Origin of the sequence: Stutzerimonas stutzeri (assembly GCF_000219605.1) — a bacterium.
GTDB classification, from domain to species: domain Bacteria; phylum Pseudomonadota; class Gammaproteobacteria; order Pseudomonadales; family Pseudomonadaceae; genus Stutzerimonas; species Stutzerimonas stutzeri.
Window position 1 is genome coordinate 2884048 of record NC_015740.1, and the last position, 14518, is coordinate 2898565.

Sequence of the window (14518 nt, forward strand, 5' to 3'; positions counted from 1 at the left end):
GGGCAGGACGGTAGCGCATCGTCGCCGGGATGTCGCGCCGCCGGTAATCCACTAGCATCAATGCAAGAACCCAGCGGCGTTAAGACGCCAGACACACTCCACCTGCCAGCAAGGTAATCACCATGTATCGCATCACCACGCTAGTCGCCGGCCTGCTCCTGTCCGCCAGCGCCTTCGCCCTATCTCTCGCCGACCTGACCCAGAGTGACGCCAGCGCCGGCCTCAAGGATGCCTTGAGCCAGGGCGCCAAGGTCGCCGTGCAGCAGCTCGGCCGCCCTGGCGGCTTCAGCAGCTATCCGGACGTGCGCATCGAGCTGCCGGGCAACATCGGCAAGGCTTCGCGGATGCTGAAGATGCTCGGCATGGGCGCGCAGGTCGAGCAGCTGGAGAACAGCATGAACCTCGCCGCCGAGAAGGCCGTGCCCGAGGCCCAGCAGCTGCTGCTCGATGCCGTGCGCAAGATGACCGTGCAGGACGCCAAGGCGATTCTCGCTGGCGGTGACGATTCGGCTACCCAGTACCTGAACAAATCCAGCCGCGAACAGATCCGCGCCAGGTTCCTGCCCATCGTCAAGCAGGCCACCGACCAGGTCGGCCTGGCGCAGCAGTACAACGCGGTGGCGGCCAAGGTGCCGGCGGGGCTGAACGGCAACTACGCCAATATCGAAAGCTATGTGACCGAACAGGCGCTCAACGGCCTGTTCACGGTGATTGCCGAGCAGGAGGCGAGCATTCGCAAGAATCCCGCCGCGGCGGCCACCAGCCTGGCGAAGAAGGTATTCGGCGCGCTTTGATGCGTACTAGCGAGTCGCCTACCGGGTGGATGGCTTCAACCATCCACCCGGTGTCTATTGGGTGGAAAACGCGCGCAGCGCTTTTCCACGCATCCCTAGCGCCGCGTCAGCGCGGCCCCATGATGGTATCCAGCGCATCGGGGCGCGGCGCGCCCTGGTGCTGCTGCAGACGGTCGTTGTCGTCGAGGTAGAAGATCGCCGGAGTCGCCTGGGCGCCCAGTTCGCTCATCAGCATCAGGTTGTCGGTGAGCTGTTTTTCCAGTGCTGCCGGGATCTTCTCCAGCGCCTTCAGCTTGCTCGCCTTGCCGGCCGCCTCGTGCTCATTGAGCGCTGCCTGAGGATCCCTGGCACTGAGCAGCGCGGCGGATTTGCCGGCACTGTCGGCGCGCAGCATGCCGACCATGATGTGCCGCAGCTGCACCTTGCCCGACTCGACCCAGGGCCGGGCCTGCTTCCAGAACATATTGCAGTACGGACAATTAGGGTCGCTGAACATGTAGATAATGCGCGGCGCGTCGGCCTTGCCGTCGGCGATCCAGGTGCTGTTCTCCATGCGCGTCCACATTTCCTTGCCCAGGGGTTCGTAGACCAGCTTCTCCAGGTGCGCGCGGGTCAGGTCATCGCCTTTTGCATCGAGCAGGCTACCGATCAGCACGTGCTCGCCATCCGGGGTGAGATACAGCGCCATGCCCTGCCCGTTGTAACGCGCGGCATAGCCCTTGAGCCCGCCGGGTGCCTCGAAACGGCCGACGACCTCGGCGCCACGCGCCTCGACGGCCTTGATCGCCTCCGGCAATTCCTCGGCCTGCGCCATGGGCAGGGCCAGCAGGCTGACGCCGGCCAGCAGGTAGGGTAACGGCTTGAATCGAATCACTGCGCAGCTTCCTCTTTCAGTTTTTCCAGCGCGCGCGCCAGGCTGGCGTGCGAGAGTTCACCAAGATGACTGCTGACCTGGCGGCCATCGGCGTTGTAGAACAGCGTGGTCGGCAGCGCCGTGGAGCCCACGTGCTGCCCGAGGCGCCCGCCACTGTCGAGCAGGACGTTATCGAGACTCAGCCCTGCGGTTTCCAGGAAGCGGTTGATCTCCCCCTCCCCCTCGCCCTGATTGACGAACAGAAACAGGGTGTCGCTTTCCCGTGCCTGGGCGTCGGCGAGTACCGGCATCTCGCGCCGGCACGGCGGGCACCAGGTCGCCCAGAGGTTGATCACCAGTGGTTGGCCGGCGTAGTCCTCCAGCGCAACCGGCCGCCCCTGGTTGTCGCGCAGGGCCATGTCCGGCAACCGCGTGCCTTGCTCGAAGGAATGCCAGGCCAGGTTACTGAAGCCCCAGCTGAGGATTCCCACCGTCAGCGCGATACCCAGCGGCTTGCGCAGTTCGCGGTCGCGCCAGCCCCACCAGATGCCCAACGCCAGCGCAGCGACCAGCCCGGGCCAGGCGATGAAGCCACCGTCGCGGATATCGATGACGCTTAGCCAGTCATCCCGGTAGTACGCCCAGTACAGCGCGACAAAGGCCAGGCGTGCCACCAGCAGCGCCACCAGCAGCAGGCGAAACAGCTGCCGCTCCGGGTTGCGCTCGCTGCGCCGGCCGACCCACCAGCCGGTCAAGGTCGCCAGCAGCAGGCTGCCCAGCAGCAATACATGGGGCACCGCCAGGGCCAGCGGCCCGATATTCACAGTCAGCATCAACCTCGCTCCCGGGTCTGGTTCCAGTTCTGCAGAAAGCCCCCGGCACCGATCTCGCCGGTGATGCGGCGATCGCGACGCTCGACGCCATCCGGGCCGATCCACAGCAGCGTCGGCGGGCCGAGCACCTGGTAGCGGTCCAGCAATTCGCGGCTGGCGGCGTCGCTGCGGGTCACGTCGGGGCGCAGCACGCGCACACCGTCCAGGCTCGCCTGCACCTCGGCATTGCCGAAGACCTCCTTCTCCATGACCTTACAGGAGACGCACCAGTCGGCGTAGTAATCGACCAGTACCCACTGGCCCTGCGCCTTGGCTGCCGCCAGCTCGCGATCGAGCACCGCAGGGTCGCTGAAACCGAGCGCGTGGGACTCGACAGCCGTGGCCGTCGCCACGCCGCCGGCATAGATCGCCAGCGGACGACGCGGATCATCCGCGCCGCCGGCGGCACCCAGCAGCATCGCCGCGCCCCACAGCCCCAGCAGCACGCCGCTTGCCTGACAAAGTACGCGCTGGCGTTGCACCGCCTGCGCCACATGCAGCAAGGCGATGGCGAGCACCACCAGCAGCGCGCCCCACAGGCCCAGCCACAGCCAGTCGGCCAGCAACGGACGCGCAACGAACAGCGCCGCCGCGAGGAAGAGGAAACCGAAAACCACCTTGACCCGATCCATCCAGGCGCCCGGCTTGGGCAGAAAGCGCTGGCCAACCGTCACCAGCAACAGCAACGGCGTGCCGATGCCCAGGCCCAGCGCGAACAGCACCAGGCCACCCTGCAGCGCACTGCCGCTCTGTGCGATGAACAGCAGCGCGGCGGCCAGCGGTGCGGTCATGCAGGGGCCGACCAGCAGGCCCGACAACACGCCCAGCGCGCCAGCGCCGGCGAGGCTACCCCCGCGCTGGCGATCACCGACACGCTGCAGGCGATCACGCAGCGCCACCGGCAATTGCAGCTCGAACAAACCAAACATTGGCAGCGCCAGCAGCACGAACAACACGGCGAAACCCGTCAGCAACCAGGGCTGCTGCAGCGCCGCCTGCAGGTTGGCGCCGAGCAGCGCCGCCAGCACACCGAGCCCGGCGTAGACCAGCGCCATGCTGACCACGTAGGTCGCCGCCAGGGCAAAACCACGGCGCGAGGTGGCACCGCTGCCGACCACGATGCCCGCCAGGATCGGCAGCATCGGCAGCGAACAGGGTGTGAAGGCCAGCAACAGGCCGAGGCCGAAGAACACCAGCAGGCTCCACACCAGAGCCTGGTTTTCGAGGCCGCTGACCAATGCCTGATCTTCGGCCTGCGCGGAGGCTGTCGAGGTGGAGCCGTCACCGCTCAGCGAAACTTCACGGGTCTGCGGTGGATAGCAGAGCCCGGCATCGGCGCAGCCCTGCCAGCCAAGACGCACGTTGTTTTCCATGCCCGGCGGGATAAGCAGTTCGAGACTGTCGCGGTAGATCTGCGAGTCGCCGAAGAACTCGTCGCTGTAGGGCTCCCCCTCGGGCAGCGGCGGCTGGCGCTCCGGCGGCAGGCCGTCGAACTGCAGACGCTGCTGATAGAGGTAATAGCCCGGTGCGATCCGCCAGTGCAGCAGCGTCGCGCCGTTCTCCTGCCGACTGACCGTCAGCGCGAATGCCTCGTCCACCGGCAGAAAATCACCCTGCGAGCCGCCGCCAAACAGACCACCGGCCGACAGCGCCAAGCCGGGCGTCAGCAGAAACAACAGAAGAACCAATATGCGCATGCGAGTCCTGGCCGAGAAATGACTGCCGCGCAGCATGCCGGGGCGGGATTAACGCGCCATTAACGCCATGGCACGAGCTGCATAACGCTGCCTTAATCGCTAAGGTCCACCCTTGAGCATTTTCTGCGGACCCTCCCCATGCACGTGCTGCTTGCCGAAGACGACGCGCTGATCGCCAGCGGTATCGTCGCCGGGCTCAACGCCCAGGGCCTGATTGTCGACCATGCCGCGACCGCGGCGGCTACCGAAGCCCTGCTGCGTGCGGCGCACTTCGATGTGCTGATCCTCGACCTCGGCCTGCCCGACGAAGACGGCCTCGCCCTGTTGCGACGCCTGCGCCAGCAGGGCCTGGAGCTGCCGGTGCTGGTGCTCACCGCGCGCGATGCGGTCAGCGACCGGGTCACCGGCCTGCAGGCGGGTGCCGACGATTACCTGCTCAAGCCGTTCGACCTGCGCGAGCTGGCCGCGCGCCTACACACGCTGATGCGGCGCATGTCCGGGCGCAGCGTCAACCTCATCGAACATGGCCGGCTGAGCTACGACCCGAGCCGCTGCGAAGCACGCCTGGACGGCCGCCTCGTCGACCTGTCGCGCCGTGAACAGGCACTGCTGCAGGCACTGCTCAACAACCAGGGCCGGGTGCTCAGCAGCGAGCAGCTCAAGGACGCGGTCTACGGTTTTGCCGACGACGTCGAGAGCAACGCTCTGAACGTGCATATCCACCATCTGCGCCGCAAGCTCGGCAGCGGCATCGTCGAAACCGTCCGAGGCCTCGGCTACCGCCTCGGCCTCGCAGGCGACGAGGACGCGCCATGAGCCTGCGCCTGCGCCTGACCCTGATGCTCGGCTCGGCCTTCGTGCTGCTCTGGGCATTGGCTGCGACCTGGATGCTGGTCGATCTGCGCAGCCAGATGATGCTCTCGCTCGACCAGCGCCTGGCGGCCTCGGCGCGCATGGTCGCCGGCCTGCTGGTGCAGTTGCCGCAGCCGGTGCCCGGCGACGGCCCGCCGCAGCGTCTGAGCGCCGAGCAACTGGGCATCCCTAACGGCCTGGCCTGCCAGGTCAGCTCGCTGCGTGGCGAGGTGCTGGCGCGCAGCCACAGTGCGCCCGACCAGCAGCTGGACGCCGAGCAGAGCGGCTTTCGCGACCAGTTGATCGACGGCGTGCCCTGGCGCAGCTTCACGCTGGTGCAAGGCGAACTGCGCATCACCACGGCCGATCGCCTGGATGAGCGTGCCGCGCTGAAACGCTCGGTGCTGCTGGCGGCGGCGCTGCCCGTGGCGGTCGCCCTGCTCGGCAGCCTGGGTCTGCTCTGGCTTGGCCTGGGCCGTGGGCTGGCGCCCCTGCGCAGGATTCGCGAGGCCCTGTCCCGACGCAGCGCCGATTCCCTCGAACCCTTGCCGGTCGAAGGTCTGCCGGCGGAGCTGCTGCCGCTGGTGCAGACGCAGAACCAGCTGTTCCAGCGCATCGCCCAGGCCATCGAACGCGAACGCCGACTGACCGGTGACGCCGCCCACGAGCTGCGCAGCCCGCTGACGGCGATCAAGACCCACCTGCAGGTGGCACGCATGACCGAAGGCGCCGCTGCCGAACAGGCGCTGGCCAACGCCGAAGCTGGTGCCGATCGCCTGCAGCGCACACTGGAACAGCTGTTGTTGCTGGCCCGGGTGGAAGGCAGTCTGGATTTCGACGATGGCCTGCAGTGCACGGCCGCCGAGGTCGCGCGGCTGGCGATTCAGGACGCCAGTGGCGGGGACGGCGCCCCGATCCTGTTGCAGATCCCGGCGGAATTGCCCGACACGCCGCTGGCCATGCCCCCGGTGCTGGCCATCGCCGCGCTGCGCAACCTGCTGGAGAATGCCCAGCGCCACACCGCGCCGGGCAGCGCCGTCACGCTGTCTCTGCAGCCTGAAGCCGGGCGAGTACGCTTCGAAGTACGCGACCAGGGGCCGGGCATCGCCGCCGAGCATCTCGAGCACCTGACCCGGCGCTTCTGGCGACACGCCGCCAGCAGTGGCAGCGGCCTGGGCCTGGCCATTGTCCAGGCGATCGCGCAACGCTGCGATTGTACCCTCGCCTTCGACAGCCAGGCCGACGGCCTGCGCGTATCACTGACGGTGCCGTTGCAGCGCTGATCAGTTCGGGAATTCCAGCATGAAAGACGTCCGGCCCTGCGCGGAAGTGCAATGGATACGACCCTGATGGGCCTGAACGATCGAACGGGTGATCGCCAGCCCCAGGCCAGCATTGCTCGGGCTGCCTTCGCGGCGCGCCGGATCCACCCGATAGAAGCGGTCGAACAAGCGCTCCAGATGCTCGGTCGCGATGGTCGCGCCGGGATTGCTCACCTCAAGCGTCACCTGGCCCGCGCCGCGCTCGATGGCCACCCGGATGCGCTCGCCGTCGGGGGTGTAGCGCAGCGCATTGGACAGCAGGTTCGATAGCGCCCGGCGCAGCATCAGCAGATCGCCCTGAATCGTGCCGGCACCGGACAGCTCGAAGCGCACGCCGCGCTCGTCCGCCGGCAGCTGGTAGTAGTCGAGCAGTTGCGTACAGAGCTGCTCCAGCGCCACCGGCTTGGCATCGGGAACGATCAGGCCGTTGTCGGCCTTGGCGAGGAACAGCATGTCGTCGATCATCCGCGACATGCGCTGCAGTTCCTCAAGGTTGGAATGCAGGTTGTCCTGGTACTGCTCCAGCGAACGCCCGCGCGTCAACGCCACCTCGGTGTGGGTCATCAGGTTGCTCAGTGGCGTGCGCAGCTCGTGGGCGATGTCGGCCGAGAAGTTCGACAGTCGCACGAAGGCGTCTTCCAGACGCGCCAGCATCGCGTTGAAGGCCTGTACCAGCTGCTGCAGCTCTGCCGGCGTCGAGTCATCGGGAATGCGCTCGCGCAGCGACTTGGCCGAGACCGAGGCCGCCACCTGGGTGACCTCGCGCAGCGGCCGCAGCCCGCTGCGCACCAGGAGCCAGCCGAGCAGCCCGCTGAGCAGTGCGCACAGCACCAGCGCCGCCCAGAGCCAGCCGCTGAAGGTATGGAAGAAGGCCTTGTGCGCGGTCACATCGAGCATGACCAGCAGCGTCAGGCGCCGCCCTCCCACCTCGACATGCCCCGCTTCGCCCCGCCAGACGCGGCCCTCCAGCGTCAGTTCACCCTCGTTCTCGCCGATCAGCATGAGCAGCGACGGCTCCGCCGCCTGCTGCTCCGGTCGGGGGAAGAGCTGTGTGCCGGCCTCGTCGAAAACGAAGCCGCGCATCTCGCTATGGCCGTCCAACAGCACTTGCAGCTGCGGCCGCACGCGCTCGAAGTGCTCCAGGTCGTCCAGGCCGGTCAGCAGACGTCGGCTCGCCTCGAGTTTCTCGTGCAGCGTGTGGCGGTCCAGCTCATCGAAGTGATGCTCGCTGAGCTGGCCGAAGAAATAGCCGGCCGCCGCCAGCACGCCGGTGACCGCAAGCATGAACATCAGGCTCAGCCGCGCGGTGAGCGACAGCCGGATCATGGCGCGTCCGGCTCGTCGAGCATGTAGCCCATGCCGCGCGCGGTATGGATCAGCTTGGGTTCGAAGCCATCGTCGATCTTCGCCCGTAGCCGGCGGATCGCCACCTCGATGACGTTGGTGTCGCTGTCGAAGTTCATGTCCCACACCTGCGAGGCGATCAGCGATTTGGGCAGCACCTCGCCGCGCCGGCGCAACAGCAGTTCCAGCAGGGCGAACTCCTTGGCGGTCAGGTCGATGCGCTGACCGGCGCGCGTGGCGCGACGCTTGAGCAGGTCGACCTGCAGGTCGGCCACCTGCAGCTGGGTCTGCAGCGCCGTCGCATTGCCGCGCCGCAGCAGGGTGCGTACCCGCGCCAGCAGCTCGGAAAAGGCGAACGGCTTGACCAGGTAGTCATCCGCTCCCAGCTCCAGCCCCTTGACCCGGTCCTCGACACGATCCCGCGCGGTGAGGAACAGCACCGGCACCTCGTTGCCCGAGGCACGCACCAGTCGCAGCACTTCCCAGCCGTCCAGACCCGGCATCATCACATCAAGGATCAGCAGGTCGTAGGGCACGCTCAACACGTGCTGCAGCGCATCGGTGCCGCTGGTGACGCGGTCGACGGTGAAGCCGGCCTCGCTCAGCCCCTGCTGCAGGTAGGTGCCGGTTTTCGGCTCGTCTTCGGCGACCAGCAGTTTCATGCGGATATTCCATCGGTGGTGGACGGTGCAAGTGTGGCAGCGCCGCACACCGCTGCGCCACGAAGCTGACAGAAAAGTAATCTTGCGCTCAGCCTCCCGTCAGGCCGCTCGCGTTAGCGTGAGGCCCAGCACATCAGGCTTGACCTTGCCATGGCGTCAAGGTCGAGCATCGCGCCAGCTCCCTGGAACTGGCAAGCGAGGAACCACCCATGAACAGTATTCGACTCAAGGTCACCGGCATGAGCTGCGGTGGCTGCGTCAGGCATGTCACCGCGGCGCTGCAGACGCTGGAGGGTGTCGAACGCGTCGAAGTGGACCTGGCCGGCGGCCTGGTTCGGATCGACGGCAGTGCCGATGACGCAAACCTGATCGCAGCGCTCGCCGAAGCCGGATACCCCGCCGAAACCCTCGACCGTCGCAGCGCCTCGGCCGCACGCACCGGTGGATGTAGCGGCGGTTGCTGCTGCAGCTGAACTCAGATCTGGAGAAACGCATGAAACCTCATCTCACCGTACTCGCCGCACTGCTGATGTCCGGGGCGGCTCAGGCCGCCGAGGTCATCGATGTACACCGGGACGCCAACTGCGGCTGCTGCAAGGACTGGATCAAGTATCTGGAAACCAATGGGTTCGAGGTGCGCGACCATGTGGAAGTCAACATGCTGCCGGTCAAGGAGCGCCTCGGCGTGCCGCCGCGCCTGGGCTCGTGCCATACCGGCGTGATTGGCGGCAAGTTCGTCGAAGGCCACGTGCCGGTGGCGGCGATCCGCGAGCTGCAGCAGCGCGACGATCTGGCCGGAGTCGCCGTACCGGGCATGCCAGCCGGCTCGCCGGGCATGGACTACGGCCAACCGCACCAGCGCTATCAGGTGATCGGGCTGACCAGTCAGGGCCGCGACCTGGCGCTGGGCGACTATCTCGGCAGCCAGCCACTTCGCTGAAAGAAGCTCGCCTGGCGGGCGGCAGCGCACGGGCCGACCCTCGGCAGGCACCCTGTCTGCCGCCATCCGGCCGCAGGTGTCGTCGCCAGGCGCGGTGACAGACCAAACGGCCCGCTCGCTTACCCTGTCAAGCTGCCGTCAAAAGCCTCCCGGCCAGCAAGCTGACAGAACCGTAATGTTCGGCTCAGCTTGTCGTCAGATGCGCCGCGCTATGGTGAGCGACAGGACTGCTGCGACTGTTTGTCCAGCGCAGCCACATCGCACATGAACAGGACCAGCATGCACTCGACCAGCTCTCGGCGCACCTTCGTCAAAAGCCTCGCCGCAGGCGGCGCCTTCGCCGGACTCGGGCTGTGGCGCCAGCCCGTCTGGGCGCTGACCAGCCCCGGCCAGCCGACGGTACTCAGCGGCAGCCAATTCGACCTGACCATCGACTCCATGAGCGTCGACTTCACCGGCCGCCGGCGCACCGCCATGGCCATCAATGGCAGCATTCCCGGCCCGCTGCTGCGCTGGCGCGAGGGTGACACCGTGACCCTGCGCGTGCGCAACCGCCTGCCGCAGGAGACCTCGATCCACTGGCACGGCATCCTGCTGCCGGCCAACATGGACGGCGTGCCCGGCTTCAGCTTCGCCGGCATCGCGCCGGACGGCATGTACGAGTACCGTTTCAAGGTCAAGCAGAGCGGGACCTACTGGTATCACAGCCACTCGGGCTTCCAGGAGCAGCTCGGCGTCTACGGCCCGCTGATCATCGATCCCGAGGAGCCGGAGCCGTTCGCCTACGAGCGAGACTATGTGGTGTTTCTCTCCGACTGGACCGACGAGAGCCCGGCGCGCGTGCTGGCCAAGCTGAAGAAGCAGGCCGACTACTACAACCAGGGCCGCCGCACCGTCGGCGACTTCATCAACGATGTCGCCGACCAGGGCTGGCGCAAGACCTTCAGCGACCGCTGGGCCTGGGCGAAGATGAACATGTCGCCCACCGATCTCGCCGACGTCAGCGGCGCGACCTACACCTACCTGCTCAACGGCCAGGCCCCGGATGCCAACTGGACCGGCTTGTTCCGGCCCGGCGAGCGCATCCGCCTGCGCCTGATCAACGGCTCGGCGATGAGCTACTTCGACTTCCGTATCCCCGGCCTCAAGCTCACCGTGGTCGCCGCGGACGGGCAGAACATCGAGCCGGTAACGGTCGACGAGATTCGCCTGGCGGTGGCGGAAACCTATGACGTGATCGTCGAGCCGGACGGCAGCCAGCACGCCTACACCCTCTTCGCCCAGGCCATGGACCGCAGCGGCTACGCCCGCGGCACGCTGGCCGTGCGCGAAGGCCTGCAGGCCCCGGTGCCCAACCCCGATCCGCGCCCCGAACTGACCATGGACGACATGGGTCATGGCGATCACGCCGCCCATGGCCAGGCTGCCGCAACGCCTGCGCAGGGCCATGACGCCCATGCCGGACACGGCGACCATGGCGCGATGGATCACGGCCAGATGAACCATGCCGCCATGGGCCAGGGCTCGGATGGCAGCAGGATGCAGGCACATCCGGCCAGCGAGACCAACAACCCTCTGGTGGACATGCAGACCATGATGCCGGTGGCCAAGCTGGATGACCCGGGCATCGGCCTGCGCGCCAACGGCCGGCGCGTGCTGACCTATGCCGACTTGCGCAGCGCCTTCGCCGACCCGGATGGCCGCGAACCGGGCCGCACCATCGAACTGCACCTGACCGGCCACATGGAGCGCTTCTCCTGGTCGTTCGACGGTATTCCCTTCGCCGACGCCGAGCCGATCCGCCTCCGGTACGGCGAGCGGGTGCGCTTCGTACTGGTCAACGACACCATGATGCACCACCCCATTCACCTGCACGGGCTGTGGAGTGACCTGGAGGACGAACACGGCGACTTCCTGGTGCGCAAGCACACCATCGACATGCCGCCGGGCTCGAAACGCAGCTACCGCGTCACAGCAGACGCCCTCGGCCGCTGGGCCTACCACTGCCACATGCTGATGCACATGGACCTCGGAATGTTCCGTGAAGTCCGCGTAGAGGAATGACGGAGAAGCCTATGAAAACCCTCAAGCAAACCACCCTGCTCGCCCTCGGCCTGGCCGCCTCCCTCGGCCTGAACGCGGTCCAGGCGCAGCAGAGCGAACATGACGGTCATCATGCCGAGAACGACCCGGCCGAACAGGCCACCCCGCAGACCACGCAGCCCAAGACGCAACAGGGCGGCATGATGCAGGGCATGGACCACGACAAGATGAAGGACATGCACGAGCAGCACATGGGCAACGGCCACATGGATCATGGCGGCATGGGCGGCGGATCGGTGGACAAGGACATGCCCAAGGACGCCGAGCAGGGCAATCCGCATGCGCATTAAGCCGCTCCCCGTCGCCGTCGCGCTGAGTCTGGTCACGGCGGCGAGTCAGGCGCAGCAGAACATGGACCACTCCGGCCATGCCGGCCATGCTGCGCCGGCAGCGCACGAGCACAGGGATCATGGGCGAACCGATCACGGCCACATGGACCACGGCTCGATGGCGCACCCGCCGGGACAGGAGCCGCGCACGCCCATCCCAGCCATCAGCGATGCGGATCGCGCCGCGGCGTTCCCCAGCCTGCCGGCCCATCACATGCACCAGGGCGGGACGAATTTCCTGTTTCTCGCCGACCAGCTTGAGTGGCAGGACGCCGACGAGGGCAGCGCGCTGGCCTGGGACATTTCCGGTTGGGTCGGTGGCGACATCGACCGTCTGGCGTTCCGCTCGGAGGGCGAGCGTACCAATGGCCACACCGAGGAAGCGGAACTGCAGCTGCTGTGGAGCCACGCCATCGGTCCCTGGTGGGAAACCGTCGCCGGCGTGCGCCAGGACTTCAAACCCGGCTCGCCGCAGACCTGGGCGGCCTTTGGCGTGCAGGGCATGCCGTTGTTCGGCCTGGAAACCGAGGCGACCGCGTTCATCGGCGAAGGCGGCCAGAGCGCACTGCGTCTGGAGGCCGAGTACGACATCCTGCTGACCCAGCGCTGGGTGCTGCAGCCCACTGCCGAGCTCAACCTGCACGGGCGCAACGACGAGGCGCGCGGCGTCGGCGCAGGGTTCAGCGACGCCAGTCTAGGGCTGCGCCTGCGCTACGAGATCAGCCGCCAGTTCGCGCCTTATGTCGGCGTGACCTGGAACCGTGCCTACGGCAACACCGCCGACCTGCTGCGTGCCGAAGGCGAGGATGTCAGCGACACCCGCCTGGTGGCCGGCATCCGCTTCTGGTTCTGAGGGGTACGGCATGAGAACAGTCCTGGCGACGCTGGCGCTGAGTGCCCTGGCGGTGGTGACCGGCGCGGCGCTGGTGCTGTACTCCGGCATCATCGACGTCGGCGCTGACGACCCGCACAGCGCACCGCTGCATGCCGTGCTGGAGACGGCCCGCGAACGCGCCGTAGCCGTGCGCGCCCGGGACATCGAGGTGCCGCCGCTGGGCTCGGCGGAACAGATGCGCTCCGGCGCGGGCAACTACGCGGCGATGTGCGTCGGTTGTCACCTGGCGCCGGGCGTCGCGCCAACCGAGCTGAGCCAGGGCCTCTACCCCGCCCCACCAGCGCTGGCCGAAGCTACCCGCGACGGCGACCCGGCCGCGACCTTCTGGGTCATCAAGCATGGGCTCAAATCCACCGGCATGCCGGCGTGGGGCCGATTCATGGAGGACCACTACATCTGGTCGCTGGTCGCCTTTGTCGAGCAGCTGCCGTCGCTCACTCCCATGGAATACCAGGCGCTGGTGGCCTCCAGCGACGGCCACCAGCACGGCGGCGGCGAAACGGACATGCATGATCACAGCGGCCAGCATTCCAGCCAGACCGGCGATCACCACGGCGCTTCCGAGCAGGGCGAGACAGATGCGAAGGTGCATCGGCATTCCGACGGCAGTCGTCACCAGCACTGACGCACACCTGGCTCAGCGTTTCGCCTCGATCCTGCCGACCCGTTCGAGCCACTCGGACTCGAGCCGGTTCTGTTCGATGTCCATGCCCAGCGCCTCCATCGCCTCGCGGTGACGGTCGATTTCGGCGACCGAATCACTGAGCCCGGTGAGATTGCCATCGAGCTGGTGCATCTGCGTCAGCCCAAGATGATAGAAGCGCAGCAGCTTGATTGCCGCGGGATCGCCCGCGCTCACGCCGGCCCTGACCTGATGCATCATGTTGGTCACCCGCATCAGACTGCGCTTGAGCCGCCAGCCATAGGCCGCCGAAGCCATCCACGGCTGTTGCCAGTACAGCAGCCGCACCAGCGCGACGGTCAGTGCCAGCCCCGCGACGACCCCGCCAATGTTCAGCCGCAGGTTGTCGCCGCCCGGCTCGCCGAACAGCGCGACCGCCAGGCCCGACAGGCCCATGGCCAGAATGGCGAAGGTGGCCGCGACGATCAGCGTGCTGCGGCGGGTCTCGCGACGGTAGGTTTCGGGGCTGCGCGGAACGATCTCGAATAGCACCACGGGGCGTTGTCCTCGGCTGAAATGGATGGCAGGCGCCGCGCATTATCACCCCATTGGCCCACGCGCGGCTGACGCAGCGCAGCGCTTCGCACGCTCTCGCGAATCGCCCTACGCCAGACATCGCCCCGTCGCAGGTTCAGCCGCTATGCTGCAGCCACCGCCCCACGGGAACTGTCCATGCGCCGCCTCGCCATACCTGCCGACCAGCAACGGGTCTACGACATCTACATGCACCCGGATGTGGTGCCCTACCTCGGTTTCGACCCCATGCCACGCGAAGCTTTCGGCAAGGTGTTCGAGCCGCTGTTCGAAAGCGGCAGCTTCTACGTGTTCGAGGAGCATGGGCAGGTACAGGGCTTCTACAAGGTGCAGCGGCACCTCGGTCGCGCGGCTCATGTCGCCTACCTGGGCACGCTGGCGGTCGCACCGCAGGCCAAGGGCAGCGGACTGGCCCGACGGATGATGCAGGACGCCCTCGACCGGCTGGCCGCCAGCGGCATCCGCCGCGTTGAGCTCAGCGTGGAGGCCGACAATCCGCGGGCGATCGCCTTCTACCAGCGCTTCGGCTTCGTGCACGAGGGAACGCAGCGGGCGGCCTACAAGCGCGCCGGCGAGGATGGCTATGTCGATGAACTGATGTACGGCCTGCTGCTGGAGGCCTGACGGGATGCCGGACGG

Annotated in this window: 16 protein-coding genes; 10 read left to right on the forward strand and 6 right to left on the reverse strand. The window is 67.3% G+C overall.

What is annotated here, in order from left to right; genetic code table 11:
- Window positions 1–122: 122 nt before the first annotated feature.
- On the forward strand, window positions 123–794 hold the full coding sequence (locus PSTAB_RS13350; protein WP_013983320.1) for a DUF4197 domain-containing protein: 672 nt from the start codon (window positions 123–125) through the stop codon (window positions 792–794).
- A 106-nt stretch (window positions 795–900) separates the two neighbouring features.
- Here the strand turns inward: PSTAB_RS13350 and dsbG are convergent, their stop codons facing one another.
- From dsbG to dsbD, 3 genes are read right to left on the reverse strand one after another with little or no spacing between them, the layout of a single operon-like run.
- Window positions 901–1668, reverse strand: coding sequence for a thiol:disulfide interchange protein DsbG (dsbG, locus tag PSTAB_RS13355; protein WP_013983321.1), 768 nt, complete (start codon window positions 1666–1668; stop codon window positions 901–903).
- Complete coding sequence (locus PSTAB_RS13360; RefSeq protein WP_013983322.1) at window positions 1665–2480, reverse strand: TlpA family protein disulfide reductase; 816 nt, start codon at window positions 2478–2480, stop codon at window positions 1665–1667. The genes dsbG and PSTAB_RS13360 overlap by 4 nt, the downstream gene beginning before the upstream one ends.
- Window positions 2480–4216 carry a protein-disulfide reductase DsbD gene (dsbD, locus tag PSTAB_RS13365; protein ID WP_013983323.1) on the reverse strand — a complete coding sequence of 579 codons (1737 nt, stop codon included), beginning with the start codon at window positions 4214–4216 and terminating at the stop codon, window positions 2480–2482. Before dsbD ends, PSTAB_RS13360 begins: the two co-directional genes overlap by 1 nt.
- A gap of 138 nt (window positions 4217–4354) precedes the next feature.
- Between dsbD and PSTAB_RS13370 the strand changes: the two genes are divergently transcribed.
- A complete protein-coding gene (locus PSTAB_RS13370; RefSeq protein WP_013983324.1) occupies window positions 4355–5032 on the forward strand; it encodes a response regulator in 678 nt (225 codons plus the stop codon).
- A complete protein-coding gene (locus PSTAB_RS13375; RefSeq protein ID WP_013983325.1) occupies window positions 5029–6351 on the forward strand; it encodes a sensor histidine kinase in 1323 nt (440 codons plus the stop codon). The genes PSTAB_RS13370 and PSTAB_RS13375 overlap by 4 nt, the downstream gene beginning before the upstream one ends.
- Here PSTAB_RS13375 and PSTAB_RS13380 read toward each other — a convergent pair whose 3' ends face one another.
- Together PSTAB_RS13380 and PSTAB_RS13385 are read right to left on the reverse strand one after the other, a co-directional pair.
- Window positions 6352–7716, reverse strand: a complete 1365-nt coding sequence (locus tag PSTAB_RS13380; RefSeq protein WP_013983326.1) for a heavy metal sensor histidine kinase — start codon at window positions 7714–7716, stop codon at window positions 6352–6354. It lies immediately after the preceding gene.
- Entirely contained in the window at window positions 7713–8396 is a 684-nt protein-coding gene (locus PSTAB_RS13385; protein ID WP_013983327.1) for a heavy metal response regulator transcription factor, read from the reverse strand. The genes PSTAB_RS13380 and PSTAB_RS13385 overlap by 4 nt, the downstream gene beginning before the upstream one ends.
- Before the next feature lie 209 nt (window positions 8397–8605).
- Here PSTAB_RS13385 and PSTAB_RS13390 point away from each other — a divergent pair, with 209 nt between their 5' ends.
- From PSTAB_RS13390 to PSTAB_RS13415, 6 genes are all read left to right on the forward strand, one after another.
- Window positions 8606–8869 (forward strand): heavy-metal-associated domain-containing protein, encoded by a 264-nt coding sequence (locus PSTAB_RS13390; protein WP_013983328.1) that lies wholly within the window; start codon window positions 8606–8608, stop codon window positions 8867–8869.
- A gap of 20 nt (window positions 8870–8889) precedes the next feature.
- Entirely contained in the window at window positions 8890–9336 is a 447-nt protein-coding gene (locus PSTAB_RS13395) for a DUF411 domain-containing protein (protein WP_011913821.1), read from the forward strand.
- Window positions 9337–9615: 279 nt separating this feature from the next.
- Window positions 9616–11400 (forward strand): copper resistance system multicopper oxidase, encoded by a 1785-nt coding sequence (locus tag PSTAB_RS13400; RefSeq protein ID WP_013983329.1) that lies wholly within the window; start codon window positions 9616–9618, stop codon window positions 11398–11400.
- A gap of 11 nt (window positions 11401–11411) precedes the next feature.
- Window positions 11412–11729 (forward strand): hypothetical protein, encoded by a 318-nt coding sequence (locus PSTAB_RS13405; RefSeq protein WP_013983330.1) that lies wholly within the window; start codon window positions 11412–11414, stop codon window positions 11727–11729.
- Window positions 11719–12621 carry a copper resistance protein B gene (locus PSTAB_RS13410; RefSeq protein ID WP_041771786.1) on the forward strand — a complete coding sequence of 301 codons (903 nt, stop codon included), beginning with the start codon at window positions 11719–11721 and terminating at the stop codon, window positions 12619–12621. Before PSTAB_RS13405 ends, PSTAB_RS13410 begins: the two co-directional genes overlap by 11 nt.
- 10 nt (window positions 12622–12631) lie before the next feature.
- Complete coding sequence (locus PSTAB_RS13415) at window positions 12632–13288, forward strand: c-type cytochrome (protein ID WP_011913825.1); 657 nt, start codon at window positions 12632–12634, stop codon at window positions 13286–13288.
- Between the two features lie 12 nt (window positions 13289–13300).
- Here the strand turns inward: PSTAB_RS13415 and PSTAB_RS13420 are convergent, their stop codons facing one another.
- Window positions 13301–13840: a DUF3087 domain-containing protein gene (locus PSTAB_RS13420; RefSeq protein WP_011913826.1), complete on the reverse strand. Its 540-nt coding sequence runs from the start codon at window positions 13838–13840 to the stop codon at window positions 13301–13303.
- Window positions 13841–14017: 177 nt separating this feature from the next.
- On the opposite strand from PSTAB_RS13420, the gene PSTAB_RS13425 reads away from it, so the two are divergent.
- A complete protein-coding gene (locus PSTAB_RS13425) occupies window positions 14018–14503 on the forward strand; it encodes a GNAT family N-acetyltransferase (RefSeq protein ID WP_011913827.1) in 486 nt (161 codons plus the stop codon).
- Window positions 14504–14518 lie beyond the last annotated feature (15 nt).

Coding starts and splice junctions, on each gene's coding strand:
- PSTAB_RS13410 (WP_041771786.1), top strand. CDS start 11,719: ATGCGCATTAAGCCGCTCCCCGTCGCCGTCGCGCTGAGTCTGGTCACG.
- PSTAB_RS13390 (WP_013983328.1), top strand. CDS start 8,606: ATGAACAGTATTCGACTCAAGGTCACCGGCATGAGCTGCGGTGGCTGC.
- PSTAB_RS13370 (WP_013983324.1), top strand. CDS start 4,355: ATGCACGTGCTGCTTGCCGAAGACGACGCGCTGATCGCCAGCGGTATC.
- PSTAB_RS13415 (WP_011913825.1), top strand. CDS start 12,632: ATGAGAACAGTCCTGGCGACGCTGGCGCTGAGTGCCCTGGCGGTGGTG.
- PSTAB_RS13350 (WP_013983320.1), top strand. CDS start 123: ATGTATCGCATCACCACGCTAGTCGCCGGCCTGCTCCTGTCCGCCAGC.
- PSTAB_RS13385 (WP_013983327.1), bottom strand. CDS start 8,396: ATGAAACTGCTGGTCGCCGAAGACGAGCCGAAAACCGGCACCTACCTG.
- PSTAB_RS13380 (WP_013983326.1), bottom strand. CDS start 7,716: ATGATCCGGCTGTCGCTCACCGCGCGGCTGAGCCTGATGTTCATGCTT.
- PSTAB_RS13400 (WP_013983329.1), top strand. CDS start 9,616: ATGCACTCGACCAGCTCTCGGCGCACCTTCGTCAAAAGCCTCGCCGCA.
- PSTAB_RS13360 (WP_013983322.1), bottom strand. CDS start 2,480: ATGCTGACTGTGAATATCGGGCCGCTGGCCCTGGCGGTGCCCCATGTA.
- dsbD (WP_013983323.1), bottom strand. CDS start 4,216: ATGCGCATATTGGTTCTTCTGTTGTTTCTGCTGACGCCCGGCTTGGCG.
- PSTAB_RS13395 (WP_011913821.1), top strand. CDS start 8,890: ATGAAACCTCATCTCACCGTACTCGCCGCACTGCTGATGTCCGGGGCG.
- PSTAB_RS13405 (WP_013983330.1), top strand. CDS start 11,412: ATGAAAACCCTCAAGCAAACCACCCTGCTCGCCCTCGGCCTGGCCGCC.
- PSTAB_RS13425 (WP_011913827.1), top strand. CDS start 14,018: ATGCGCCGCCTCGCCATACCTGCCGACCAGCAACGGGTCTACGACATC.
- PSTAB_RS13375 (WP_013983325.1), top strand. CDS start 5,029: ATGAGCCTGCGCCTGCGCCTGACCCTGATGCTCGGCTCGGCCTTCGTG.